This is a genomic window from Deltaproteobacteria bacterium (assembly GCA_016930875.1).
GTDB lineage: Bacteria > Desulfobacterota > Desulfobacteria > Desulfobacterales.
This window is the reverse complement of record JAFGFW010000055.1, coordinates 1-26,995: the sequence shown is the minus strand read 5'-3', so window position 1 is coordinate 26,995 and position 26,995 is coordinate 1. Positions and strand designations below refer to the sequence as shown.

The window sequence follows — 26,995 nt, the reverse complement described above, 5'->3', positions numbered from 1 at the left end:
GTCGGTTAGTAAAGAATCCGCGCCCGGAAGACGTGGTTTCACATATTTACAAAAAAACTTTGGCATCCTTCATTGAAATCAAAAAGTAATTGACACTGTTTGGGTGTTAGCTTGTGTACTCAGGTAGACGGACATCTAATGGAATGATGGAAAATGAAAGAATGCCAAAACTTTTTACCAAAAACCGCTGGTCCCGGAAACATTCCAAGACAAAAGCAATCACGCTGTTATGTAGGGACACTATCTGAAAAAAAAAGGATTGATTCCTCTTCGTAAATAAAGGGGGTAAGTGGCAGTGTCTTATTGTCTGTGATATATAAAATGAAGAAACTGTTTGGTTTTTTTCTTTATGTATGCTCTCCTAGGTAGGATTTTTTAATATTTTATGACACATCTCCCAGCATGTCAAGCCTTTTCACTGCCATGACGCATGTTTTTCCCTATGGCTTTTTCCTGTTTTCCGGTCTCAGGCCACGAACGGCAGCTCCAGCTTGCCACATCTCGGAGTTTTTCATCTCTTCCAGCTCTTCTGCGAGCCTTTCACTATAATCCGGCGCACTGTTGGCTTCAAGCACGAGCTTGGTCTCTTGTCCCGAAACGACACTCTGGTAAAGCTCCTCAAAGACAGGTGTGACCGCATTGCGGAATCTGTGCCTCCAATCCAGCGCTCCTCTCTGGGCCGTTGTGCTGCAGTTGTAATACATCCAGTCCATGCCGTTTTCAGCCACAAGGCGAATCAGGCTCTGGGTCAACTCTTCTACCGTTTCGTTGAATGCCTCGCTGGGGCTGTGTCCGTGTTTGCGCAATATACTGTACTGGGCCTCAAACACGCCCTCCAGGCAGCCCATAAGAACCCCGCGCTCTCCGGTCAGGTCACTGTACACCTCATTTTTGAAGGTCGTCGGAAACAGGTATCCGGACCCGATGGCTATGCCTAATGCAATGGCTTTCTCCTTTGCCCGGCCAGTAAAATCCTGATAAACCGCGTAACTTCCGTTGATGCCGCTTCCGTCCAGGAAATTCAATCGCACATTTCTTCCAGAACCCTTTGGAGCAACCAGAATTACGTCAATGTTATTCGGGGGGACCACTCCGGTCTGATCGCTGTAAACAATGGAAAAACCGTGGGAAAAATAGAGGGCATCTCCCTCTTTTAGCAACGGTTTCAGCCTCGGCCAAGCTGCCATCTGGCCGGCATCAGATATGAGATACTGGACTATGGTAGCCCGCTCGGCCGCCTCTTCCAACGAAAAAAGGGTCTCGCCCGGCACAAAACCGTCGTGGACAGCCTTTTCCCAGGACTTGCCACCCTCGCGCTGGCCCACGATGACCGAAATCCCATTGTCTTTCATGTTCAACGCCTGGGCAGGACCCTGCACACCATAGCCCAGCACTGCCACAGTCTCATCAGCCAAGACCTCTCTCGCCTTCTCCAAAGAAAATTCTTCCGAGGTCACCACGTCCTCCCAGACACCACCAAAATTGATCTTTGCCATAGGTATTCTCCTTGTTTTACAAAATCGCGTAGCGATTTTATTTTTTCTCCCTCGCCAGCGCAATCGCCCCTGTGCGGGCAATCTCCTTAACCCCCATGGGCTTTAGAAGGCTCAAGATGGCTGCAAGCTTCTCGGCCGTACCGGTCACTTCGAGCGTGTAGTGCGTGGGACTCACGTCAACGACTTTGCACCTGAAAATATCAACAATCCTCAAGAGTTCCGCCCTGGAATCTGCCTTGGTCTTGACTTTGACCAGGGCCATTTCACGCTCCACATATTCCGTTCCGGTCAGGTCATGGACCTTCATGACGTTAATGAGCTTGTTGAGCTGTTTCATAATCTGTTCTGCAACGGCATCGTCTCCCCGCGTTACGAGTGTCATGCGGGAAACCAGGGGGTCAAGGGTCTCTGCCACGCACAGGCTCTCTATGTTGAAACCGCGGCCACTAAACAGGCCTGCCACCCGGGAAAGCACCCCCGGCTCATTGTCCACCAACAGCGATATCGTATGTTTCTGCATAAGTAATCTCCGTTTTAGACTAGAAGCATTTCACTTAAAGCGGCCCCTGCAGGGACCATGGGGTACACACCTTCTTCACGAGCCACCCAAAAGTCCATTATGGCAGGACCCGGGCTCTTGAGCCCTTGCTTGAGTACGGAAACAACCTCTTCGGGCTTCGTGGCCTTCAGGCCTAAGGCCCCATAGGCCTCGGCAAGCTTCGCAAAATCAGGGGCGCATTCCATGTCTGTAGCCGTGTAGCGCTTTTTGTAAAAGAGTTCCTGCCACTGCCGTACCATACCAAGATACCTGTTATTTAAGATAACCACCTTCACCGGCAAGTTGTATTGCACGGCCGTGGCCAGCTCCTGGATATTCATCTGAATACTCCCGTCTCCAGCCACGTCTACCACGAGCCTATCAGGACAAGCCGCCTGCGCCCCAATGGCAGCAGGCAAACCAAAACCCATACACCCAAGTCCGCCAGAGGTAATGAAACAATTTGGGCTATCAAAGTGGTAATACTGAGCCGCCCACATTTGGTTCTGTCCCACCTCAGTGGTAATGATGGCTTTGCCCTGTGTCAGTTCGTAGAGCTTTTCAACTACACACTGGGGTTTTATTGCATCTCCCTGTTCATATCTTAATGGCTGGGTATTTTTCCATTTTTCTATCTGGTCAAGCCAGGGTTTGCGGCTTTTCTTGGAAAACCTCACCTTTTCATCATCAAGGAGGCCGTTAATCTCCCTTAGGGAGGCCCTGCAATCACCAACGATTGGGACCGTAACAGGGATATTCTTGCTGATAGAAGTAGGGTCGATATCAACATGGATGATCTTTGCATTTGGTGCAAACGCTTCAACCTTGCCGGTCACCCTGTCATCAAAGCGCACACCAATGCCGATTAAGAGGTCGCATCCCTCGATCGCCATGTTGGCGCGGTATGTGCCGTGCATACCCAGCATTCCCAGCCAGAGAGGATCGGTGCCCGGAAAACCGCCAAGACCCATCAGAGAGGCTGTGACAGGAGCGTGCAATTTCTTGGCAAAGTTGGTCAATTCCTTGGATGCCCCTGAAAGGATGACTCCGCCTCCGGAAAAAACAACCGGTCTTTTTGCTCTCTTAACAAGCTCCACCGCCCGCCGCAATTGCTTAACATTGGGTTTGTACGTGGGATTGTAGGAGGGCATCTTGGGTTTCGGCAAGGGTTTGTATCTTGCCTTGCCTTGACTCACATCCTTGGGAAGATCGACCAAGACCGGACCTGGGCGTCCTGATCGTGCAACATGAAAGGCCTCTTTTAGTACTCTGGCAAGGTCATCTGTACGTTTCACAAGATAGTTGTGCTTGGTGCAAGGCCGGGTGATTCCTACAATATCGACTTCCTGGAAGGCATCGGTTCCGATTAACTTGGTGGGCACCTGGCCTGTGAGCGCAACTACCGGAATAGAATCCATATAGGCAGATGCAAGCCCGCTAACAGTGTTCGTGGCCCCAGGACCGGAGGTGACCAGGCAAACGCCCACACTGCTCTTTGCCCGCGCGTAGCCGTCTGCCGCATGGGCCGCCCCCTGTTCGTGGCGCACCAGGATAAGCTGTATATCCGTCTTGGCGAGCTCGTCAAAAATGTCAATAATAACGCCGCCCGGGAAACCAAAGATGGTCTTAACGCCCTCTTCCTTCAGGACGGCCATGATGATCTGTGCTCCTGTAAGTGTTTTCACTCTATTTCCTCCTGTTACACACAAATAATTGAGCGATTCAGCAATTGAATGGATTTCCGCCAATTCCTCAATTCTAGATTCCTCAATTCCTATCATCTCACCACAGCTCCCTCTCCCCCAGATGACACCGCGCGAGCGTATCGCGCCATATATCCCTTGGAAATCTTGGGCTTGGGAGGACGCCATTTTGAAAGCCTCTCCTCAATCTCCTTGTCAGAAACCTTTAATGTAATTCGCCGTTTGGGAATATTGATGTCGATCCTGTCACCGTTTTTAACAATGGCAATCGCCCCGCCCTCCATGGCTTCGGGTGATACATGCCCTATGGCGGCCCCACGGGTTCCCCCGGAAAATCTGCCGTCAGTGATCAAAGCCACGTCTGCATCAAGGCCCATACCCGAGATGGCAGACGTGGGCACAAGCATCTCACGCATCCCTGGTCCGCCTTTGGGCCCCTCATAACGGATAATCACCACATCCCCTTTGTTAATACTGCCTGCCATAATGGCAGAGGTGGCCTTTTCCTCGCTGTCAAAAACGCGGGCAGGTCCCTCATGGCAAAGCATTCGTCGCACCACCGCAGATTGCTTTACCACACATCCTGAAGGAGCCATGTTGCCGAAAAGCGCTGCAAGACCACCATGCCTGTGATATGGTCTTTCCATGGGACGAATGACACTTCTATCCATGATTCGGCTCTCTTCGATATTCTCTTTGACCGATCTGCCTGTAACAGTCAGGCATTTTACATTGATTAGCCCTTTTCGTGATAGTTCCTTCATCACGGCGCCCACACCGCCGGCCCGGTCCAGATCCTCCATGTGATGTCTTCCTGCCGGACTCAGACTGCAGAGGTGGGCTGTCTTTTCACTCACACGATTAAAGGCATCAAGATCGATTCTGACACCAGTCTCCGCGGCAATGGCCATTAAATGCAGAACCGTGTTGGTAGAACACCCCAGGGCCATATCTACCGCCATGGCATTTGCAAATGCCTTTTCAGTCATGATTTTTTGAGGGGTTATTTTCTCTTTCAGAAGCATCATTATCTTCATCCCTGCCTCTTTGGCCAGACGCGTGCGTGCGGCCATAACGGCCGGAATGGTACCGTTGCCGGGAAGTCCCATGCCGATGGCCTCAGTCAGGCAATTCATGGAATTGGCCGTAAACATGCCTGCACAGGAACCGCACGTGGGACATGCGGTGTCTTCGATATTCGCCAGTTCCGCCTCAGTCATCTTGCCGGATCTGACAGCCCCTACCCCTTCAAATACACTCACGAGGTCTACCTTCTTCCTGTCATGCGTGCCGGCCAGCATAGGGCCCCCACTCACCACAATGGCGGGTGAATTCAGCCGAGCTGCTGCCATGAGCATGCCAGGCACGATCTTATCACAGTTTGTGACCATCACCATAGCATCAAAGGCATGAGCAATGGCCATCACCTCAATGGAGTCTGCTATCAGCTCTCGGCTTGCAAGAGAGTACTTCATCCCAATGTGATTCATGGCAATGCCATCGCAAATCCCAATGGTACCAAAAGCCATAGGTGTGCCGCCCCCCATGCGGATACCCGCCTTTACGGCAGAGACAATTCGCTCCAGCTCAACGTGGCCGGGTATGATATCGTTGGCCGAATTTGCAATCCCCACCAAAGGCCTGCGCAGCTCTTCATCCGTATACCCCATGGCCTTAAACAAGGCACGATGAGGAGATCGCTCCACGCCCGATTTTACGCTGTCACTTTTCATCCGTATCCTCCGGAGACGTTATTTGCAATAATGTCTAATCCGGCCAAGCCGGAAACAAAATTTATGACGATTCCCTGTTCACGACTTTCAAATCAAATGTGCGAAAGCTTATACTGAAAACTATCCTCCAAGGCCTGCCAACTTGCCTCAATGATATCTGTAGAAACTCCAATGGTGCTCCACACGCGCTTCTGGTCCCGAGAATCGATGAAGACCTTTACGCGGGCTGACGTTCCGTCCCGACCCTCAATCACCCTGACCTTAAAATCAACAAGCTGCATCTCTTCTAAATCCACGAGGAAGAATTTATTCAGGGCCTTCCTCAAGGCATTATCCAGGGCGCTTACCGGACCATCTCCTTCTGCCGCAGTGATTTCCTGTTGATCACCCACGCAGACCTTAATGGTAGCATATGCCCTGCAAGGAAGATCCTTATCCTTTTCAATGGCCACTCGAAACGATTCCAGGTGAAATAGCGGTTCGAACTGACCCGTAAGCCTTTTCAGCAAAAGTTCAAATGATCCTTCGGCTGCATCAAACTGATACCCCTCGTGCTCCAATCGCTTTATCTCCGTGGCGATTCTCCTGCTGTCAAACCCATCTCCTCCCAGCTCAACTCCAAGTTCCCGGGCCTTATAATCCACGTTGCTCTTGCCACATAGATCGGACATGAGGACACGACGCTCATTTCCGATGGCCTCTGGCTCCATGTGTTCATAGGCCTTTGGCGTCTTCATGATGGCGTTTACGTGGATCCCCCCTTTATGGGCAAAGGCGCTTGCTCCCACAAAGGGGCGCCCGTTAAAGGGGGTCATGTTCGCCACTTCGCTCACATAGCGCGAAAGCTCCGTAAGCCTGCGCAGATTCTCATCTCTTACACATGGAAGCCCCATCTTGAGTTGGAGGTTGGGGATAACTGAGGTCAAATCCGCATTTCCACACCGCTCCCCGTAACCATTCACAGTTCCCTGGACCATGACAGAGCCGAGGCGAACCGCAGTCAGCGTGTTAGCAACAGCAAGACCGCAGTCGTTGTGGGCATGGATGCCGACCTTGGCTGAAATCTTCGGACAGGCCCGCTCCATGATTTCCTGTATCTCTGACGGAAGTGTTCCTCCGTTTGTGTCACACAGCACAATAAAATCAGCCCCAGCTGAAACCGCCGCATCTATCGTCTCTGAGGCATATTCCGGATTGTTCTTGTAACCGTCAAAGAAATGTTCGGCATCATAGATCACTTCTCGACCGTGAGATCGAAGGAAGGCCACAGTGTCGTAGATCATGGCCAGATTTTCCTTCATAGTATTAGCCATAACCTTCTTGACGTGGAGATCCCAACTCTTTCCAAAGATGGTGACAACAGGGGTTTCGGACTCGACAAGCGCCTTTAGATTCGCGTCTTGCTCACAAGGTGTTTTAGGTCTTCTCGTGCTTCCAAAGGCCGCCAGGCGTGCTTGTTTGAAAGAAATCCCTTTGGCCAGTTCAAAAAAGCGTGTGTCTGTCGGATTTGAGCCTGGCCACCCGCCCTCGATGTAATGCAAACCCACATCATCCAGCTTTTGGGCAATTCGGACTTTGTCCTCAGCAGAAAAATTGATCTTCTCGCCCTGCGAACCGTCTCTCAGTGTTGTGTCATAAACCAGAATTGATTCCATAGCCCAACCCCTCATGCAACGACCCTTAATTTAGAAAAAATCAATGTTCGAAGCAAAAAAAAGTCCGTTACCAGGCGGCCTGATAACGGACTTTTGTGATTGCTATGTCAGCGAATCTAGACCATTACCAAGCCTCCAGCCGGTAGCAGGGATAGAATAATCCCTACTACGATAATGACGTTTGGAATGACGCCTGTAATGGCCTGTATCCGTGTCATAATTAATCTATATTCCAAAGATTTTTCATAGGCTAAACAAAGCATAACCTATTGTCAAGCTTTTTTTTAAGCAACCTCTTTAACCCGTGCCTACCCCGCATTACCGCATGGCATAAATGCCTCGTCCGACCCTCCTAATAGTCTCCTGCCTGGAAAGCCTGAAAATAATATTGCGAATTTTCTTATCTTCAAAACCGGACTTTGCTTTAAGCCCAGAGACATCAATTCCCTTGGGAGATCGCTTCAGGATACTCAGAACCTTCTCCGTAGCTGACATCTTCGCCCGACCTTTGGCAACCTCTTTCTTTTCTGTAGCGGGTTTCGGCTTGCCTGCCTTTCTTGACCTGCTCCCAGATACCTTCCCAGCTTTGATGGCCGTTTCCAGACGGTCTATTCTGCTCAAGATCTTTTCAATGTCTTGCTTTGTGGGAATGTTGTAGTATTGAAGAAAGAACCTCATCATTGCATCCACGCTGTAAGCTTTTCGTCTCTTCTTCATACTGTTTGACCTCCTGTCTTTTGTGTTGGAGCAAGTGCAATAATTATATACAAATACCGCATAGTTCCAGACAAAGTCAAGCAATAAAATCGCTTTGCGACCTTATCTTGTCTTCTTTTTTTCTCCTTTTCTTCTTTGGTTGGCTGAAAATCATTTTACTCATCTCGACCTCATCTTCATCAACTCTCAATTGTTCCATTCTCTGAATCGCGTCAACAAACCGCTGCCCTTCAGAAGCTGAAATCCACTCCAGCATTAATCTTTCAGGATTGATCCCTTTGCTGCTCAGCTTGTCCCTTAACCTCATCACCCTGCCTTTAGTGAACATATTATTATCAAGGTAATGACAGTCTCCGGGATGACAACCAGAGACAATTACTTTCGGAGCCCCTAAAGCAAAGGCATATTCGATGAGATCCACCTTTACCCGGCATGAGCACATGGTTTTTATGATCCTGGTGTTCGGGCTATACTGGAGCCTGCTGGTGCCTGCAAAATCGGCCCCCGCATAAGAACACCAATGGCAGGCAAATACAACAATCCTGTCTTCTGGTTCACTCAGCGCTGCTCTCAATTGCGCCTCTATTTGCTCAGCAGTATGATTTGCTATGGAAATCGCGTCAAACTCACAAGCGTTTACGCAATTGCCACATCCACGGCACATAGCCTGTGTGATGACAGCGACCTTGTCCTCTATTCGAATGGCGCCAAATAGACATTGCTTGCCGCACTTGCCACAACCTGTGCATCTTTCAAGATCCACCTTAGCTATAATGGACGAGAGCTCTGCCACGTCTCTTTGAAAATGTTTCGACACCTGCATAGCTGCATTGCCCGCCTGTTCAATGCATTGTTTGATGTCTGCAGGGCTTCCCACAGCGCCGGCAAAGTAGATTCCATTCGTGGGGGTAGAGCTAGGAGAGAGTTGATTGTCTTCCTTGATGAACCCTCTTTTTCCCAAAGGAATCCCCAAGACCTGTGAGATCTCCTTTGCCGTGGGTACAATACCGACGGCAAGGACAATAAGGTCAAACTCCTTTCTCATAAGCCATTGCTGATCGATCAGAGGGTTGAAAAAGGTCAAGATATGGCCTTCAGTGATTTTCGGGAAAGAGTTAACAAAAACAACACCCTCTTCCCTTGCTTCCCGAAACATTCTCTCCTGCCTGTTGCCGCTGGTTCGGATACCATTATGAAATACGTATATTTCAAGCTCCGGCAAGCGTTCTTTCAAAAGGAATGTGTTCTTTATGGTATTCGGGCAACAAAGCTTTGAGCAATAAGACAACTCACCGTCTTTCTCAGACCTGGAACCCACGCACTGTACGAAAGCAACACTCCTTGGCGCCTCCCCTGTGGACGGTCGGATTACCTCGCCTTTTGTAGGCCCCTCTGGAGACATCATCCTCTCCAGTTCCATAGACGTAACCACATCTGGAAATCGGCTGTCGCCATAACCGTATAATCCTGTTGGGTCGTACGGTCTTACGCCGGTCGCAGCAATAATTGCGCCTATATGGAGCGTTTCCTCTTCAACAGTCTGGGAAAAATCGATTGCATGTTTCTTGCAATCTTCTACACATTTCTGGCATGCTTCCTCAGAAAAATGGATACATGCCTTGTCGTCAATCACGTACTGCCTGGGAACAGACTGCAAGAATGGTGTATATATCGCTTTTCTCAGGGCACGGCCCACGTTAAACTCATCTTCGGCAAATACATTGCACCGCTGTAAACATTCGCCGCAAAAAGTGCAATCTTCAGTCACGTACCTCGGATGTTTTCTTAACGTGACTTCAAAGTTTCCAACATACCCCTTGGCTTCAATGACTTCACACATGGTGAGCAACTCAATATTGGGATGCCGACCGACATCCACCATCTTCGGCCCCAGAATTCACGGGCTACAGTTTTGGTCCGGGAAAATCTTGTTGAGTTGAGCCATTTTCCCGCCAATGGTAGGACTTTTCTCGACCAAAATCACCTTGTGACCAAGACCAGCAAGCTGCAAACTCGCTTCAATACCACTAATGCCGCCCCCGATAACCAAACCCTTCTTGGTCATAGGAACCTGCAAAGGGACTAACGGAACGTTAAGCTTCACCCTCTCAATACCCATGAGCACAAGGTCTTTGGCTTTCTGTGTAGCTTCATCAGGTTCATAAGTATGGCACCAGGAACACTGCTCCCTGATATTGACCATCTCCATCATGTGTGGATTCACGCCACCGACTGTACAGACCGCTTGAAAGGTTGCTTCATGTATCCTGGGAGAACATGCAGCCACAACGATCCTGTCTAAACCGTACTCACGCATATCGCTAATAATCTGCGCCTGTCCCCCGGTGCACATATAGGGATGCTCTCTTACCAAGGCAACGTCGGTTTGGGCTATGGCCGCACTCACCTGATGGCAATCCACCGTGCCTGCAATATTGGTCCCGCAATGACATATAAAGACACCTATGCGATTATTCAACATCTATCATTAATTCTCCTCTCTTATTGCTATCTCCTCGGCTGTAACAGTCCGTTCGCCAACTTTCTCGACAAAGATTGCGTTTTCACTGCAATAAAGCTGACATCTGCCGCAGACCGTGCACTTCCCCTCGTTAACCAGAATGGGAGGAAAGAAACCTTTTTCATTAGGCACGGCGCCTCGTTCCAATACCTTCTCAGGGCAAAATTTTATGCAGTCATAACAGTCATCCCCACCTTTGCAAAAATTCGCTATGATAACGACTTTCCCAATAGGTATCGTACATTGTCCTATGTTCCAGTATCTCGAAGTTGAAACTCCAGTTTTCATAATTGGCCTGCCATGTTGTTATTGGTCATTTGTCATTAGTAAATCGTTTGTGGCTCGTTCACGATCCACCAAATTCGTACCCCTTGTCGAATGCAGCCAGGTTCATCTCCTCGGTCCCGGGTGGAGCAGACCCAAGGATCGCTGCTTTTAGGCAGGCCTTATCAATAATCGATGTTATTTTAGCGACAAAGCCCATCATTACATTGTTAGCTACCACAACCTTGAAATTGTCGCGAGCAATCTGGGTTGCCGGCACCTTGAAAACCTGAACACCGTCGGCAACATTCTCCAGCAGACTCTGATCGACCATGGACTCATCCACAACAATCGTACCATTGTCGTTAACAACCACCTCGCCGCCCCGCTCCTTGCTGACGATATCCGACATCATGAGAAGCAAGTCCGGAACTTCCACAAAAGGGTAGTCAATAGGCTGAGAGGAAAGGATCACATCCGTCAGACAGCTTCCCCCTTTCATCTCTGGTCCATATCGTTTTGTCATTGTACTATTTAAGTTAGGATCCATATTCATGGCCGCGTGAATCAACGTCTTGCCCCCCTGGACAATCCCCTGCCCTCCGGTTCCCTCCATTCGAATTTGCACATGCTTTATGCCGCTGTCCCTTGATTTGAAGCTCACATGATACTTTTTTGCAGCCTTCTTTTTAGTCGGCTTAACAAGAGTCAGTTGGGATTTTTCTCGCACAGGGATATCTCTGAAAATCCCAAGGCTAATCTCCTTTGAATAATCAGTTTCATTGACGTCTTCTTCGCTAAGGGTCTCTTTGATGTTGGCCTTTTCCAAGAACAAGGCCTCAAGTGATTTGATTTTGTTGCGCCTCTCAAAGAGCATGCACGGAATCAATATCTCGACAAAACTCGGGCCTCTGTTGTTCATGGCGGAAATCATACAGTCCATAAGATGATAGGGATGGGAAGATGTGGATCGGGCCACAAAAGTGTAACCGGCTGCCAGGGCCACAGCAACAGGGTTAATCGGCACATACGGACTGCCACCTGATGTAGTAATTGTCCGGGCCCCGAGGGGGGTCGTGGGTCCATGCTGAAAACCTGTCATGCTGTAACCATAATTGTTCATACAGAAGACGTTCATGTCATGGCCGTGGCGGCCCATGGCAAGGAAATGATTTCCGCCGATGCCCAGAATATCTCCGTCGCCCCCCATCACAGTAACTACTAGCTCCGGGTTGGCGAGCTTCACCCCGAGGGCCGTGGGTATGGCCCTGCCGTGGGTTGAATGTATACTGTCGAGGTTAAGGTAACCTGCAATGCGCGACGAGCATCCGATTCCGGCAACCACCACACACTTGTCAGCGTTGTGGCCGAGGTTTTGAATAGCCTCTATAAATGCATTTTTGACCCTCCCGATCCGGCAGCCCGAACACCAGATGTTTGGCATCATCTCTATTCTCAATAGATCAGCATATGGATGCTGGCTGATCTCCATGTTTGGCATGTCTGACTCCCTTCTGCGTTGCTGGTCACTGGGCATTGGCGCCCACTGCGTACTCCCTACTGCTTACTTCTTCCCGGCGCTTCTGGCATCAGGTATCCGGTATCCAGCATCCGGCATCGGTTACTAATGCCAATGACTAATGACCAGTGACTAGTGACTAATTGTCTTAATAGCATCCAGAATTTCACCTGGAGTATGAATCCTGCCTCCCATGAGGTTCAGACCCTGAACCGTACCTTTCTTTATGTAGCGTTCAACCTCGACTCGCATCTGTCCAGCATTAATTTCTGCCACCACAAACACCCTGTGTATTCTATCAAGCTCTTGAAGAAAATCTTTCGGAAACGGCCAGGCTGTGATGAGCCGAATCATGGCCACGTTCAAATTCCTTCTGCGAGCCTGTTTCACGGCGGCCTCGACCGATCGAGATTCGGACCCATAACAGATAATGACTACGTCGGCCTTTGCCAGGTCCCCGCAGGTTTCATACTTGACGATCTTTTTTGCGTTCTTCTTGACCTTATCGAGCAGATGTCGAACCAGTTGTTCTTCTGCATCAGGATTAATCCTGGGAAGATTGGTTTGAAGATCATGCGTAAGACCGGTTCGATGGAGGCGATGCCCCTTGCCTATGATCTCAAAATCTGGATCAAGTGGTATGGCAGGAAGCTCAGGGATGGAGATCGGTTCCTCCATATGCCCTATAATCTCATCCAACATCAAAACCACGGGCATCGAATACTCCTGAGAAAGCCTGCATGACTCATAAGTCAAAAGCAAGGTCTCCTGAACAGAGTTCGGTACGAGCACAATCACGGGTCTTTCTCCATGAGTACCCCATCTCGCTTGCATCATGTCGCCTTGCCCCATCCATGTTGGCATGCCAGTGGACGGTCCACCTCGTTGGACGTTAACGCAAACAACGGGCGATTCAATCATGGCCGCAAAGCCGAGGCCCTCGGACATCAAGCTGAAGCCGGGGCCTGAAGTAGCCGTAACGGCAATTGCCCCTGTGAGACCTGCTCCGGAAATGGCCTGAATTGAGGCGATCTCATCTTCCATCTGAATAAAGGCCCCACCGTGTTTTGGGAGAACTACAGAAGCACGGGTGGCAACCTCTGACGCAGGGGTGATGGGATAACCTGCGTACACAATGCGCCTCTTGTTCCCAGCAGCGCAACAGAGTCCTTCAACCACAGCATCGTTTCCGGTTAGCAGGACCCTCTTGGTATCCTTGGTCATAATGAAACTCCAAAAGGGCAGATTTTCATAAAAAAACTGTTTATATAGCAGAAAATCGCGTTAACTGTCAATCCTTGAAAATCGCCTGAAAATTGCCATCCAGCATCCGGTATCCGGTATCTGGCATCCCGTCCAACGATTGAAAGCTGCGGGCAAACATGTTATGTCCGTTTCCGTGTCCGAATACTTAACAAAAGCCGTTATCCCTGTTGCTGGATTAGGGACTCGTCTGGCTCCACTCACTAATGATATCCCCAAGGAACTCCTCCCAATAGGGGGAAAACCCATGATTCAGCATACACTCGAAATGTACATGGCATCCGGCATTTTCGACTTCTGCATTGTTACGAGTCATCGCAAGCCGCTGCTCAAAGATTTTATCACCGGAAGCTGGCCTCCCCCGCTTTTTCCCTTTCACTGGGATACCGCGTTCTACAGAAAACTGAAAGCGTGCAACACGGTTTTTCTTAACCAGGACGAGCCCAGAGGGGTCGCTGATGCTGTGGCGCTAGCTCAAGATTTCGTACGTAATGAACCTTTTCTTTGCATTATGCCGGACTGTCTTCTCTTTTCGGACAAACCATTTGCAGAACAGTTGATGGAAGCATTTCACACATACGGCCAGAATGTAATCGGAACAGTGCTCATAAAGGGTCATGATGTTCAGCGCTTTGGCAATGTCGGCCTGCTAGACGCCAACGCACCTGTGGAGCGCTGCTTTGCTATTACATCGCTTTCTGACAAGAAAAGGGAGCCCCTCCTTTCCATAGAGCGGGGTGCGGAGGTTCATAAGGGCTTTGGGGGAGGGATCTATCTGCCGGAATATTTCGACCTGGTGGAAACCATACGCTCCAAAGCCACAGGTGAGGTAGATGATGTGCCTATCCATCATATCCTTATCAAAAAGGGCGAACTAATGGGGGTTCTCCTCGAAGGTGCGGCCTTTGATGCCGGCCACCCTTTGGGGTTTCGCGCCGCAGTCCACTATGCGGGCCGTCCGGCATGAGATTGGTAGGGCATATTTTGGAATTCGTATCATTTCAGCCTTATGAAATAAAGCTCCCCGCAGCAAGTCGCCGACGCGCCATAGCTTGGGCGACGGTGCGCTGCAGGGTATTACGGCGAAGGCGAATAAAAACGTTCGAACGTGCTTCGAGATAAAAGGCGCATGACTGCTCCGAGCATACTTCTGAAGGCATGGGCAATACATCCCAGAAAATCCATGGGCCAGCACTTCCTGGCCGATCCGAACGTCGCCACCATGATCGTCAGACAGAGCCAGTTCGGCTCAAACGACACAGTCCTTGAGATAGGCGCAGGGCTCGGGGCCCTGACCGTCCCTTTGTCTGGGCGGGTTAATCACTTGCTGGCAGTGGAGTCAGACAGAAAGCTTGCCACGCTGCTCAGAAACGAGATCCTGGCCGCAGGTGTATCCAATGTGACCGTTATTGAAAAGGACATCCTCCGGTGTGACATCAACAACCTGGCTAAAGCATCAGATCGGCCGCTGAAAGTGGCTGGCAACCTTCCATATCACATCTCGTCTCAGATCCTGATACATTTGATCAATTTCCGCGAGTCTATCGATCGTGCCGTTCTCATGTTTCAGAAAGAGGTTGCCGAACGTCTCCTGGCCAAACCAGGGACCAAGGCTTACGGCAGACTATCTGTTTTGATCCAATATTGTGCCAAGGTTTACCCTATAGCCCATGTAGGGGCCTCTTCGTTTTATCCAAGGCCGAAAATCGATTCGAGAGTTGTGAGCGTCGAGTTTTTCGACTCAGCGCCTTTTCGTGCAACAGACGAGGTTTTTTTTTCCGGGATAATTCGCGCAGCTTTTGGAAAAAGGCGAAAGATGCTCAAGAACGCCTTAGTGAACAGCGATCTTGGGCTTGAAGAACGCCGGGTATTGGCGGCATTCGATCTGGCAAACATTGATCCGCGAAGACGAGCAGAGACTCTAAGTGTACAGGAATTTGTCACTCTGGCGAACCTGCTCAAGGATTGAAAGAAGGTAACCGTTCACGGGTTCAATGGTTCACAGGTTCAGGGTTCACCAAAATCTGAACCTGTGAACGCTTACGAAAAAAGATACCACTCGGAGTGGAAGACCTTAAATGCCGATGTCTATGCTAACCGCATAACTCGGACTTTTCCAGAAGTTACCAGTTTTCCAACCAAGGCCATTGACATTCTTGCATAATGGCATTAAAAAAATAATCTTCTGGTATTTGGAGGGACGCATTAAGGTCATTAAGGAGATAGATCGCATGCAGCAAGAGGCAAATCGCCTCCTGCATGAAGGAAAGACAATCGCTTTTGTTCCCACAATGGGCTGCTTTCACGACGGACATCTCGCACTGATGCGTGAGGGACGAAAACATGGAGATGCCCTCGTTGTCAGCATCTTTGTCAATCCAGCACAGTTTGGTCCAACGGAAGATTATCAGACATACCCTAGGGAGTTGAATCAGGACATTCGTTTGGCCGAATCCGTAGGGGTAGATGTGGTCTTTGCCCCGGAAGCAAATACCATGTATGACAGAGGGCATGAGACGTATGTCAACCTGGAAACGCTCCCACGGCGTTTGTGCGGCCTGTCGCGACCAGACCATTTTCGGGGTGTTGCTACCGTGGTAGCTAAACTCTTTAACATTGTGAAACCACATGTTGCTCTTTTCGGAAAAAAGGATTATCAGCAGTTGGCGGTTATCCGGCGTTTGGCACGGGATTTGAGCTACCACATAAAGATTGTCGGGGTCCCTACTGTGCGAGAGGCAGATGGCCTGGCCATGAGTTCCAGAAATACGTATTTGTCCAAAAAACAAAGGCGTTCTGCTCTGGCTCTTTATCAGTCCCTTCAACTGGCTCAAGAACTGGTGGCCCAGGAAACCAAGGATGCCGGGAAACTCATTGAGGAAGCATCAAGGCTTATCGTCTCATATCCTGATACCAAGGTCGATTACGTAACACTTTGTGACCCGGATACCCTTGAAGACGTGGAACGTGTTGACAGGCCAAGCCTGATGGCTCTGGCCGTGTGGGTGGGCAGGACCCGTTTGATAGACAATGCCATACTGACACCGTAAACAAAACTACGGAGCAATTTTGTTATGATTCGTACTTTTCTGAAATCCAAGATCCATCGCGCAACTGTCACTGATGCCGATATCAACTATGAGGGAAGCCTCGGAATCGACGCTGACCTCATGACCGCAGCAGATATCCTCCCCTATGAACTGGTTCAGGTCTATAACATTAGTAATGGCAATCGATTCGAGACCTACGCCATAGAAGAGCCGTCCGGATCGCAAACCATTGCGTTAAGGGGTGCGGCAGCCCGAAAAGGCGCCCGGGGAGACCTGATAATTATTACCTGTTATACGGTTATGGATGACCAAAGCATGGGAGATTTCAGGCCGGCCGTCATCTTCGTGGATGAGGCCAATAAGATAAAGGGGGACACATGAGCAAGAGAGACTTTTTGTTTACTTCAGAGTCCGTAACTGAAGGACATCCGGACAAAGTAGCGGATCGTATATCAGACACTATCCTGGACGCTATGCTGGAAAAAGACCCCAAGGCCAGGGTGGCCTGCGAGACCCTGGTGACCACGGGTCTTGCCTTTATAGCCGGAGAAATCACAACGACTTGTTATGTGGACATGCCTCATGTTGTCAGGGAGACGATTCGGGACATCGGCTACCATTCTTCAAGCATGGGTTTTGATTGGGAAACGTGCGCTGTAGTCACCAGCATTGATCACCAATCTCCTGACATTGCCATGGGGGTAAACGGAAAAGGTCCTTCCAAGGAGCAGGGGGCCGGAGATCAGGGTCTCATGTTTGGCTATGCCTGCGATGAAACTCCTGAACTGATGCCCATGCCCATATGTTATGCCCACAAGCTGGCCATGCGCCTGGCACAGGTGCGCAAGAACGGGTCTCTCGATTTTCTTCGCCCGGACGGAAAGACTCAGATTACCATTGAATATGAGAACGGCAACCCCAAACGTGTAGAGACCGTTGTGGTTGCGGCCCAGCACAGTCCGGACATCAAGTATTCAGAGCTAAAGAAAGCAATCATCGAAGAAGTTATCAAGAAAGTTGTGCCCAAAAAAATGATCGATGGCGACACTAAGTACTTTATTAATACCACAGGGCGTTTCGTGGTCGGCGGCCCCATGGGAGATTGCGGTCTGACCGGCCGGAAGATTATTGTGGACACCTACGGTGGCCAGGGGAGTCACGGAGGAGGGTGTTTCTCAGGAAAAGACCCATCCAAAGTGGACCGAAGCGCTTCTTATATGGCAAGACACGTGGCCAAGAATATTGTGGCGGCCGGTCTTGCCAGGAAGTGCGAGGTACAGCTTGCATACTCCATTGGTGTGGCGCGGCCTGTCTCAGTACTCGTGGATACTTTCAGGACCGAGGTCATTCCCCGGAAGCGGATTTGCGAGATTGTCAATGAGGTATTTGACCTCAGGCCCGCGGCGATGATCGAATATTTGGACCTCCTGCGGCCCATCTACAAGAAAACCTCGTGCTACGGGCACTTTGGACGGAATGATCCGGATTTCACATGGGAAAAAACCAACATGGTGGACGTGCTGATAGAAAAGTCGGGCATAAAGAAAGCCTCCAAGAAAAGAAGCAAGAAGTAAAAAAGAAAGGATGCTTACATGCAGTGCGACGTGAAAGATCTAAAACTGGCAAAGGACGGAAAACTCCGCATTGAATGGGCCAAGCAAAGCATGCCGGTCCTGGAACGGATCAAAGCCCGGTTTTCAAGGGAGAAACCCTTGAAAGGGATACGTCTCGCGGCATGCCTTCACGTGACCACGGAAACCGCAGCTCTTATGCAGACTCTTAAGGCAGGGGGTGCAGATCTCAGGCTGTGCGCTTCCAACCCCCTTAGCACACAGGATGACGTGGCGGCATCCCTTGTTAAGCATGACAAGGTCCCGGTCTTTGCCATAACAGGGGAAAACAATAAGACCTATTACAAGCATATTCATGCGGTCATTGACCTGAAACCCATGTACACCATGGATGACGGAGCTGACCTGGTAAACACGCTTCACTCGGAGCGTAAGGAACTTCTGGACCTTGTCCGGGGCGGCACGGAGGAGACCACCACCGGGATCATCCGTCTGAGAAGCATGGCTTCTGCCGGGGTCCTCAGATACCCCATCATCGCTGTGAACGACGCCAACACCAAGCACCTCTTTGACAACAGATACGGCACCGGACAAAGCACGGTTGACGGCATTATCAGAGCAACCAATCGTCTTCTTGCGGGAAGCTCGTTTGTCGTATCCGGCTACGGCTGGTGCGGCCGCGGAGTGGCCATGCGGGCAAGAGGCATGGGGGCCAATGTCATTGTCACGGAAGTCGATCCATTGAAGGCGCTGGAAGCGGTTATGGACGGATTTTCCGTAATGCCTATTAAATCTGCCGCCAAAATCGGCGACATATTTTGCACCCTCACCGGAGACATCAATGTCATTAGCCAATCACATTTCAAGCTCATGAAGGACGGGGCCATTGTCTGTAATTCAGGACATTTCAATGTGGAATTAGACCTGCCCGGCCTTGAAGCCATAACAAAAAAGAAGCGCAAGCTCCGCCCCTTCGTGGTGGAACATCTCTTGAAAAGCGGCCGGAGAATTAATGTGCTCGGGGAAGGACGTCTGGTAAATCTTGCCGCGGCAGAGGGACATCCTTCCAGCGTAATGGACATGAGCTTTGCCAATCAGGCCCTTTCCATCGAGTATATGGTCAAGAGAAAGAAACCACTTCCGGTTCAGGTATATCCTGTCCCAGAAGAAATCGACAAAAAGATTGCCAAAGAAAAGCTGGCAGCCATGAATATTGCTATCGATACCTTAACAAGCGAACAAAAAAAATATCTTGCTTCATGGGAAATGGGTACGTAAGACACAATAACCCTGAATGCATCAGTCTAGCCTTTTGCCGCTCAGGTGTGCATTGATAATGCTTGCGGCTGCCTCCTCAAGGGCCTTGTTGGAAATATCCATGATTCGCCAGCGCGGGTTTTGTTTGAAGAACGCTTCACACCACTCAATTTCGTCGGCTATCTTCACGGGATCGGCATACTTGGCATAGGAAGTAAGCCCCAGTTGCGTAAGCCTTGCCTCTCTGACCTTGACAAGGTTTTCCACATTGATGATTAGGCCAAAGATCTTGCGCTGCTCCACTTGGAAGAGATCTTCGGGTGCCTTCATATCAGGATGAAGGGGAACGTTGGCAACCTTCCATCCCTGATGGGCCAGATAGACCGACAGAGGCGTTTTGCCGCTTCTGGAAAGGCCTACCAGAATCAGGTCGGCAAGTCTCAAACCCTGGGGCAGCTTTCCATCGTCATGTTTGACGGCAAAGTTGATTGCCTCGATGCGTCGATAATACTCTTCATCCAAGGCATGCTGTCGTCCTGGGATCTCCATGGGCTTTTCCCCCAGGAACGTAGACAGGTGCATAATAAAATCACCGATAACGTCAATGGCCTCAATCCCCATGCGACCGGCCTTTTCGAGCAAGAAATCCCGCAGGGGCGCCTCAACCATGCTGAAGGCCACGAGCGCCTTATCCTCTGCAGCCTCCTTTATAATACGGCCGATCTGTCGTTTCTCTTTGACCTGGAAAAAGGTCTTGACCTTGATTTGCTCGCACCTGAACTGTGCCAGCGATGCCCTGGTGATCTTGCTAACGGTCTCCCCTGTACCTTCTCCAATCAGGTAAATGGTCTTGGCCTCCGAAGGAGGTCTCTTTGTTGTGCCTTTTTTCCTTTTCATGGATTGTTCCACAAGAAAAACGTGGTGTTTCCCCCGGAAATCATTTGTCCTCCTGGGTATTCAGACGCAAGAGGCTTGATGACCAAGTCCGCTGCAATGACCTTTGCCAGCCGGCGCATATAAGGCACTAACTCCGGTGGCGGCCTCAAGGAATAGATAAGCGACACCTCGGTATACAGAGACACATCCGGCTGGGTGATATCGTCCACTATGACCTTCACCCCATCGTGCAAGATGGGCTTAATATCCGTAGCAAAAACCCGAAGGCCTCTCTGCGCAAGGGCGAGGGCGACATCGGGAAAATGCCCAATGCCAATCTCGGCCCCGAAACTGTATCGGCCGGCAATGTAGTCTACTAAGCTACTACAGCTATGGCGCACGGTTTAATCTTCCACAAACTTCCAGAAGGATATTTTCTCCATGGGTATCTTTGCTATCTTGGGCTTGGATACCATCCCCAGGGCCTTTTCCATCTGAATTTTTTGCTCCACCATGGCCACACTTCGCCTGGATGCCACAACCGTGTCAGGGTTAACTGAAATGGAAGTACAGCCACACCGGATCATGAATTCCAGATAATCCGGATAGACGCTGGGGGCCTGTCCGCAGATGGATGTGGTCACGCCATGTTTCTTACATATGGCCATCGTATAACCTATGGCCCTCAGCACTCCCAGATCCCGCTCATCATAAAGCTCCTGCACGGATGTGTCATTTCGGTCGACACCAAGGACGAGCATCGTCAAATCATTGGTGCCGAAACTCACGCCGTCTATTCCCTCTTTGCAAAATTCGTCGATCACAAAGCAGGCACTCGGAACCTCCACCATGATCCAGAGTTGAAAATCAGGATTGCCCCGATGGTCCAATCCCTCCTCACGCATGATATTGACAGCCGCCTTGAAGATCTTGAGGGTCCTGACAAAGGGGAGCATAACCCAGATGTTCGTAAAGCCCATGGTCTCTCTAGCCTGCCTGATGGCCTGTAGCTCAAGCCTGAAGATGTCATCCTCTCTTATGTACCTGTATTGTCCCCGGTACCCGATCATCGGGTTGGGGCCTACATGGTCTCGTTCGTACTTTTCCCCGCCGGGCAATTCCAGAAATTCGTCAGGCTTGAAATCAAGGAATCTGTAAACCACGGGTCCAGGGAAGAATGCCTCAGCGACTTGTCCTATGCCGCGGGCAAAGGTATCCACCATGACCTGGTCTCCGCCTTCTTCCATGAGGAGCCTCGGATGTTTTCCAATGCTGAGCATCAGGTGTTCGGCCCTGAGCAGACCCACGCCGTCCGCGTTGGTCTCCTGGGCCACCTTCTTGGCGATCTCAGGAATTGAGAGATTGACATACACCTTCGTAGCAGTTATCGCCTGACCTGACAGATCCACAGGTGTCGCCGCAGCCCTGTCCTCCTTCTCAACGGAAGCCCCCTTAAAGACAAGACCCCTCTGGCCCTCCACCGTGACCACCTGGCCGTCTTGCAGCGCCTTTGTAGCATTTTCGCAGCCAACCACACACGGGACACCCAGTTCCCGGCTTACTATGGCAGCATGACATGTCTTGCCACCCAGGTTCGTCACCACCGCAGAGGCTATCTTCATAGCAGGAACCCAATCAGGCGTAGTCATCTCTGTAACCAGAACATCTCCCTCTTGAAATTTTGAAATATCCGAGATGTCCAGTATCACCTTTACCCGGCCCGATCCACGGCCTGGACTGACACCCATTCCCCGAACAAGTATATCCTGTTCCACAAAATCGCCCCCTTCCTGTCTTTTTCCCGCTCCCTCGGCCCCGTGTACGGTCTCAGGCCTTGCTTGAAGAATGAAGATTCGCCCATCGGAGTCAACGGCCCATTCAATGTCCTGAGGGACCCCGTAGTGGTTCTCTATCTGCACGCCGTACTGTGCCAAGCGAATAATGGCTTCATCACTCAATGCCGGCGTATCCTTCATGCTTTTTGGGACCGAGGCCCATTTGGTGCTCCCTTTCCTGTCGGATACGATCTGTTTATCCTTCTTGAAGACCTGTTTCTCGAGAATCCGGCAAGAGTCCTTTTCCACGACATACTCGTCAGGGGTTACCTGACCGCTTACAATGGCTTCGCCCAGGCCCCAGGAGGCATTGATCACCACCTTGTTTTTCTCGCCACTGACCGGCTCCAGCGTGAACATGACACCGGACGCCTCGGAGAAAACCATCTCCTGCACCGCGACACTGATGAGGACCTCCTCGTGCGAAAAACCCTTTTCCTTGCGGTAGACAATGGCTCTGGGTGTAAACAGAGAGCTCCAGCACTGTTGCACATTGTCCAGAAGGGTTTTCTGGGTCACGTTCAGGAAGGTGTCCTGCTGGCCGGCAAAACTGGCGCCCGGCAGATCCTCGGCCGTCGCAGAAGACCGTACGGCCACGGCGACACTCTTCTTGCCGACCATCTTGCAAAGCTTCTGGTATGCCTTCAGAATCGCCTTTTCCATCTCCTTGGGCATGGGAAGAGTTTCCACCTGTTTTCTGATCTTGCGGGAAGTGGCTTGAAGGGAGTCCATGTCGGATGTGTCAACGTCGGCAAGCAAAGCGCTAATCTTTTTGCCTGCCCCCGTCTTTTTCAAAAAAACCTCGTATGCGTGTGCCGAGACGGCAAAACCATTGGGTACAGGGACTTCAATCTTGCCCAATAGTTCACCGAGATTGGCGCATTTGCCGCCGACAAGCAGGATGTCTTCCCTTCCCAGATCCTTAAACCACAGCACAAAATCGCTCTTCTTCATAGCACCACCCTCCCCTTTTCACTACATAATCTTGTTGGCAATCTCTTCTATGGAACTGTTCGTTACGTCTACGACCTCCAATCCGTCTATCTCACTGAATATCTCATGGCTGTACGCCAGCTCCTTCTTGATAGAGGCAATATCCAGGTAATCAGTTGACCCTGCATACTTAAGCCTCTTTTCTCTTATGAAGGCCAGTCTTTCCGCAGCGATGGTAAGCCCTACCCTTCGTCTCTTAAGAGAAAAAATTTTCTTCGGAGGTTCCATGTTTCGAACAATAGGGACATTGGCGACCTTCAGATTATGATTACATGAAAGATAAAGGCTTGTAGGCGTCTTTGAAGTCCTGGAAACTCCAAGTATGATAAGGTCTGCTTTGCCTAAAGTCTCTATCCCTTGCCCGTCATCGTGTTTCAATGTGAAGTCAATCGCTTCGGCAAGACGGATCGATTCCTCTCCCAGCCCTTTCAACAGCCCGGGACGAAAAGCAGGCATCATGTTCCAGAGTCTTCCCATCCGTTCCAAGAGAGGACCAAGAAGATCTATGGTATGAACGCTCCTTTTCCTCTTTTCCCCACGAATCCATCTCCGGAGTTCTTGAGAGACCAGCGAGTAGATCACAATCCCCTCGAAGTCCTCGGCTCTTCTGAAGATGTCTTCTATTTGCTCTTTTGTCTTGATGTAGGGAAATCTTTTGAACACGGGTTTGATCTGTTTGAATTGAACGAGAACGGCGCTGATAACCCTTTCAGCCGTAAGGCCTGTGGCATCAGAGACGATGAACACATGCACCTTTCTCTTAAGCAGGCTCATGGCATTGCGACCTTTGCCTCCCCCGAAAAAAATCCACACACTTTTCGGGAAGAAGATCACACTAAAACAAGACCACGAAGACACCCTGTGTAAGCGGTTTGCGATAAGGTGATAATTATGATGTACCTGTTACCATAATCACCAGCATTTAGCAACACGTCTACGGACCCCACCTTCCTCGCAACGTTTTTTCCATATAGCCAAATTATCTCATTTTAAGTGCTTGATTTCCCGCAAGCATTATTGTAAGCATGGTTTTCGCGAAATGGACTTTTTGTGAAGCCGTCAGGTTTCACTGGCAGAAAATTCTCACAGAAGGGAGTGTCGGTGATGAAAAAAAGCACTAAGTACGTCTATTTTTTTGGTGGTGGCAAGGCAGACGGCAACGCGACCATGAAAAACCTTCTCGGTGGAAAAGGCGCCAACATTGCCGAAATGGTCAACCTCGGCATGCCCGTGCCGCCCGGATTCACGATTACTACGGAAGCATGTAACGAGTTCTACGCACGGAAGAAAAAGTACCCGCCCGGCGTTATGAAGGAAGTGGAGGCAAGCCTTGCCAGAGTCGAAAAACTGATGAAACAAAAATTCGGAGATACGCAAGACCCACTCCTTTTCAGTGTACGATCTGGCGCCCGTGCTTCCATGCCCGGCATGATGGAAACTGTGCTTAACGTGGGATTAACTACCAAAACGATACCTGCCCTAATCAAGAAAACGAGCAACCCGCGTTTTGTCTACGATGCCTACCGTCGTCTGATTGCCATGTACTCAGACGTGGTTATGGAAAAGTCCGCAGGCATTGAACCGGAAGAAGGCAACGGAATCAGGGCTCAACTCGAGGGCCTTATAGATAAGGTAAAAGAGAAAAAGGGATACGAAACAGACCTGGACCTCACAGCAGATGACTGGAAGTCTCTCACTGTCCAGTTCAAGAAAACCGTCAAGAAAGTCCTTGGCAAACCCTTTCCGGATGATCCCATGAAACAGCTCTGGGGAGCTATTGACGCGGTCTTTCTCTCATGGTTTGGCAAACGAGCCGTGTCCTACCGCAGGATCGAAAAACTGCCGGACGATTGGGGAACGGCAGTGAATGTGCAGACCATGGTATTCGGAAACATGGGAGATGATTGCGCAACAGGTGTGGCCTTCACCCGCAACCCGGCCACGGGTGACAACAACTTCTACGGAGAATGGCTGATCAATGCCCAGGGAGAAGACGTGGTTGCCGGCATACGAACCCCTTTTGCCATCAATAACGTTTCCAAGGTAGTCACAAACCGGCACCTGCCAACGCTTCAAAAAACCATGCCAGGTCTTTACAAGGAACTTGATGACATCAGGGACAAGCTCGACACTCATTACACAGACATGCAAGACATCGAGTTCACCATTCAAAATGGCGTGCTTTATATGCTTCAGACGCGTGTCGGGAAACGAAACGGTCCGGCTGCCATTAAAATGGCTGTTGACATGGTAAAGGAACGGCTCATATCAAAGGAGACGGCGGTTTCCCGCGTAAGACCCGAGCAGCTTGAAGAACTTCTCCATCCCATGATAGATATCAATGCAGAAAAAACTGCAGCCAAGCTCGGCGCCGGGCTTCCAGCCGGCCCCGGCGCCGGGGTTGGCCAGATTGTCCTCACAGCAGACAAGGCCGAAGAACTTGGCAATAAGGGCGAAAAGGTGATCCTGGTCCGGGAAGAAACCTCGCCGGAGGACGTCCACGGCATGAAACCTGCCCAGGCCATTTTGACATCAAAGGGTGGTATGACGAGCCATGCTGCCCTGGTTGCAAGGGGTTGGGGCAAGTGTTGCATTGTGGGATGCGGCGACATCACCAGTATTGATCTCAAGAAGAAAACCGTAAATTTCAATGGCAAGGTCATGAAAGAGGGCGACTGGATCACCATGAACGGGAGCAAAGGAGTTATATACAAAGGCAAGCTGCCACTGGTGGCCACAGGCCCGGGGAAAAACCCTGCTTACAAGAAACTCATGGCCTGGGCGGATAAAGTTCGACGCCTCGGGGTTCGGACAAATGCAGACACCCCTGAAGACTCAAAGGTCGCCATTGCACTGGGCGCAGAGGGGATCGGACTTACAAGAACGGAACACATGTTTTTTGGCGAGCGCATCTGGGCCATGCGCGAAATGATTATGGCCGAGGATACCCAGGGCCGCGAAAAGGCCCTGGCCAAATTGCTGCCCATGCAGCGCAAGGATTTCTATGGTATCTTTAAGGCCATGAAAGGCCGTCCTGTAACCATTAGGCTGCTGGATCCCCCTTTGCACGAATTTGTCCCCCATGAAAAGTCTGCACAAAAGGAGCTGGCCGCACGCCTCGGCCTTCCTGTAAAGGCCGTGGCTGCCAAGGTCGATTTTCTGTCTGAGTTCAATCCCATGCTCGGCCACCGGGGTTGCCGGCTCGGGATCACCCATCCTGAAATTACAGCCATGCAGGCCCGGGCGATCTTTGAAGCAGTTGTCAAGTGCCGCAAAGAAAAGATCAAGGTCTTGCCGGAAATCATGGTACCCCTGGTGGGAATAGCGGCAGAATTCAACGATCAGAAGGCTATCATCGACAGGGTGGCCAATGAGGTCATGAAGAAATCCCGAACAAAGTTCAAGTACATGGTGGGGACTATGATCGAGGTGCCACGGGCAGCTCTTGCGGCAGATGAGATCGCTCGGGATGCCGAGTTCTTCTCATTCGGCACCAACGACATGACACAGATGGCCTTTGGATATTCCCGCGACGATGCCGGCACTTTTCTGCCCGACTACGTCCTGAGAAAGATCCTTCCCGATGACCCCTTTCAGGCTATCGATCAGCCGGGCGTTGGGCAACTCATGGAGATTGGCGTAAGAAGGGGCCGTGCCACACGCAAGGATCTCAAAATCGGGATCTGCGGGGAGCATGGCGGAGAGCCGAATTCGGTCATATTCTGTCATCGGATCGGCCTCGATTACGTGAGCTGTTCGCCATTCCGCGTCCCCATTGCCAGGCTCGCAGCTGCCCATGCAGTACTGGCTGATAAGAAGTAGCTTTTTTTCGCATGACGGTTTCGTAAAAAGCAATTCGGGCGGGCATAATGCCCGCCCCTACATCTCTGCTTCTCCCCCGTTATCTACATTTAGGTATTTTAGTTGTTCCGGTAAAAGTCAAGAGTTTTTTTACAAATATTTGCGGGTACGTTATGCCGCAAATGTTCTCGAGTCGTTCTTTG

22 protein-coding genes are annotated in these 26,995 nt (G+C 50.4%); 7 read left to right on the top strand and 15 right to left on the bottom strand.

What is annotated here, in order from left to right; translation table 11 throughout:
- Positions 1-440 precede the first annotated feature (440 nt).
- The 11 genes from ilvC to JW883_05755 form a co-directional block, all read right to left on the bottom strand.
- Positions 441-1,496, bottom strand: a complete 1,056-nt coding sequence (gene ilvC, locus JW883_05805) for a ketol-acid reductoisomerase (protein ID MBN1841781.1) — start codon at positions 1,494-1,496, stop codon at positions 441-443.
- Between the two features lie 37 nt (positions 1,497-1,533).
- Entirely contained in the window at positions 1,534-2,016 is a 483-nt protein-coding gene (gene ilvN, locus JW883_05800; protein ID MBN1841780.1) for an acetolactate synthase small subunit, read from the bottom strand.
- A gap of 14 nt (positions 2,017-2,030) precedes the next feature.
- On the bottom strand, positions 2,031-3,815 hold the full coding sequence (gene ilvB, locus JW883_05795) for a biosynthetic-type acetolactate synthase large subunit (protein MBN1841779.1): 1,785 nt from the start codon (positions 3,813-3,815) through the stop codon (positions 2,031-2,033).
- Positions 3,812-5,470 carry a dihydroxy-acid dehydratase gene (gene ilvD / locus JW883_05790; GenBank protein ID MBN1841778.1) on the bottom strand — a complete coding sequence of 553 codons (1,659 nt, stop codon included), beginning with the start codon at positions 5,468-5,470 and terminating at the stop codon, positions 3,812-3,814. The genes ilvB and ilvD overlap by 4 nt, the downstream gene beginning before the upstream one ends.
- Positions 5,471-5,562: 92 nt before the next feature.
- A complete protein-coding gene (locus JW883_05785; protein ID MBN1841777.1) occupies positions 5,563-7,125 on the bottom strand; it encodes a citramalate synthase in 1,563 nt (520 codons plus the stop codon).
- Between the two features lie 318 nt (positions 7,126-7,443).
- Positions 7,444-7,842 carry a hypothetical protein gene (locus JW883_05780; GenBank protein ID MBN1841776.1) on the bottom strand — a complete coding sequence of 133 codons (399 nt, stop codon included), beginning with the start codon at positions 7,840-7,842 and terminating at the stop codon, positions 7,444-7,446.
- Between the two features lie 76 nt (positions 7,843-7,918).
- On the bottom strand, positions 7,919-9,724 hold the full coding sequence (locus JW883_05775; protein MBN1841775.1) for a hydrogenase iron-sulfur subunit: 1,806 nt from the start codon (positions 9,722-9,724) through the stop codon (positions 7,919-7,921).
- A 15-nt stretch (positions 9,725-9,739) separates the two neighbouring features.
- Positions 9,740-10,324 carry a CoB--CoM heterodisulfide reductase iron-sulfur subunit A family protein gene (locus tag JW883_05770; GenBank protein MBN1841774.1) on the bottom strand — a complete coding sequence of 195 codons (585 nt, stop codon included), beginning with the start codon at positions 10,322-10,324 and terminating at the stop codon, positions 9,740-9,742.
- A gap of 6 nt (positions 10,325-10,330) precedes the next feature.
- Positions 10,331-10,651 carry a 4Fe-4S binding protein gene (locus JW883_05765; protein MBN1841773.1) on the bottom strand — a complete coding sequence of 107 codons (321 nt, stop codon included), beginning with the start codon at positions 10,649-10,651 and terminating at the stop codon, positions 10,331-10,333.
- A gap of 58 nt (positions 10,652-10,709) precedes the next feature.
- Complete coding sequence (locus JW883_05760; protein ID MBN1841772.1) at positions 10,710-12,128, bottom strand: 2-oxoacid:acceptor oxidoreductase family protein; 1,419 nt, start codon at positions 12,126-12,128, stop codon at positions 10,710-10,712.
- A gap of 150 nt (positions 12,129-12,278) precedes the next feature.
- Positions 12,279-13,370 carry a 2-oxoacid:acceptor oxidoreductase subunit alpha gene (locus JW883_05755; protein ID MBN1841771.1) on the bottom strand — a complete coding sequence of 364 codons (1,092 nt, stop codon included), beginning with the start codon at positions 13,368-13,370 and terminating at the stop codon, positions 12,279-12,281.
- A 163-nt stretch (positions 13,371-13,533) separates the two neighbouring features.
- On the opposite strand from JW883_05755, the gene JW883_05750 reads away from it, so the two are divergent.
- From JW883_05750 to JW883_05725, 6 genes are all read left to right on the top strand, one after another.
- Complete coding sequence (locus tag JW883_05750; protein ID MBN1841770.1) at positions 13,534-14,376, top strand: NTP transferase domain-containing protein; 843 nt, start codon at positions 13,534-13,536, stop codon at positions 14,374-14,376.
- Positions 14,377-14,538: 162 nt separating this feature from the next.
- The gene (gene rsmA / locus JW883_05745; GenBank protein ID MBN1841769.1) at positions 14,539-15,378 is read left to right on the top strand and encodes a ribosomal RNA small subunit methyltransferase A; all 840 of its coding nucleotides are present in this window, start codon (positions 14,539-14,541) and stop codon (positions 15,376-15,378) included.
- 235 nt (positions 15,379-15,613) lie between these two features.
- Positions 15,614-16,459 (top strand): pantoate--beta-alanine ligase, encoded by an 846-nt coding sequence (locus JW883_05740; protein ID MBN1841768.1) that lies wholly within the window; start codon positions 15,614-15,616, stop codon positions 16,457-16,459.
- 24 nt (positions 16,460-16,483) lie between these two features.
- On the top strand, positions 16,484-16,840 hold the full coding sequence (locus JW883_05735) for an aspartate 1-decarboxylase (protein ID MBN1841767.1): 357 nt from the start codon (positions 16,484-16,486) through the stop codon (positions 16,838-16,840).
- Positions 16,837-18,033, top strand: coding sequence for a methionine adenosyltransferase (locus tag JW883_05730; GenBank protein MBN1841766.1), 1,197 nt, complete (start codon positions 16,837-16,839; stop codon positions 18,031-18,033). The genes JW883_05735 and JW883_05730 overlap by 4 nt, the downstream gene beginning before the upstream one ends.
- 18 nt (positions 18,034-18,051) lie before the next feature.
- A complete protein-coding gene (locus tag JW883_05725) occupies positions 18,052-19,308 on the top strand; it encodes an adenosylhomocysteinase (GenBank protein MBN1841765.1) in 1,257 nt (418 codons plus the stop codon).
- Positions 19,309-19,329: 21 nt separating this feature from the next.
- Here JW883_05725 and JW883_05720 read toward each other — a convergent pair whose 3' ends face one another.
- From JW883_05720 to JW883_05705, 4 genes are read right to left on the bottom strand one after another with little or no spacing between them, the layout of a single operon-like run.
- Positions 19,330-20,184, bottom strand: a complete 855-nt coding sequence (locus JW883_05720) for a kinase/pyrophosphorylase (protein ID MBN1841764.1) — start codon at positions 20,182-20,184, stop codon at positions 19,330-19,332.
- On the bottom strand, positions 20,181-20,564 hold the full coding sequence (locus tag JW883_05715) for a hypothetical protein (protein ID MBN1841763.1): 384 nt from the start codon (positions 20,562-20,564) through the stop codon (positions 20,181-20,183). Before JW883_05715 ends, JW883_05720 begins: the two co-directional genes overlap by 4 nt.
- A gap of 3 nt (positions 20,565-20,567) precedes the next feature.
- Positions 20,568-22,952, bottom strand: a complete 2,385-nt coding sequence (gene ppsA / locus JW883_05710; GenBank protein ID MBN1841762.1) for a phosphoenolpyruvate synthase — start codon at positions 22,950-22,952, stop codon at positions 20,568-20,570.
- Positions 22,953-22,973: 21 nt separating this feature from the next.
- Positions 22,974-23,765 (bottom strand): kinase/pyrophosphorylase, encoded by a 792-nt coding sequence (locus JW883_05705; GenBank protein ID MBN1841761.1) that lies wholly within the window; start codon positions 23,763-23,765, stop codon positions 22,974-22,976.
- A gap of 330 nt (positions 23,766-24,095) precedes the next feature.
- On the opposite strand from JW883_05705, the gene JW883_05700 reads away from it, so the two are divergent.
- Positions 24,096-26,813: a pyruvate, phosphate dikinase gene (locus tag JW883_05700; GenBank protein ID MBN1841760.1), complete on the top strand. Its 2,718-nt coding sequence runs from the start codon at positions 24,096-24,098 to the stop codon at positions 26,811-26,813.
- The last annotated feature ends 182 nt before the right edge of the window (positions 26,814-26,995 follow it).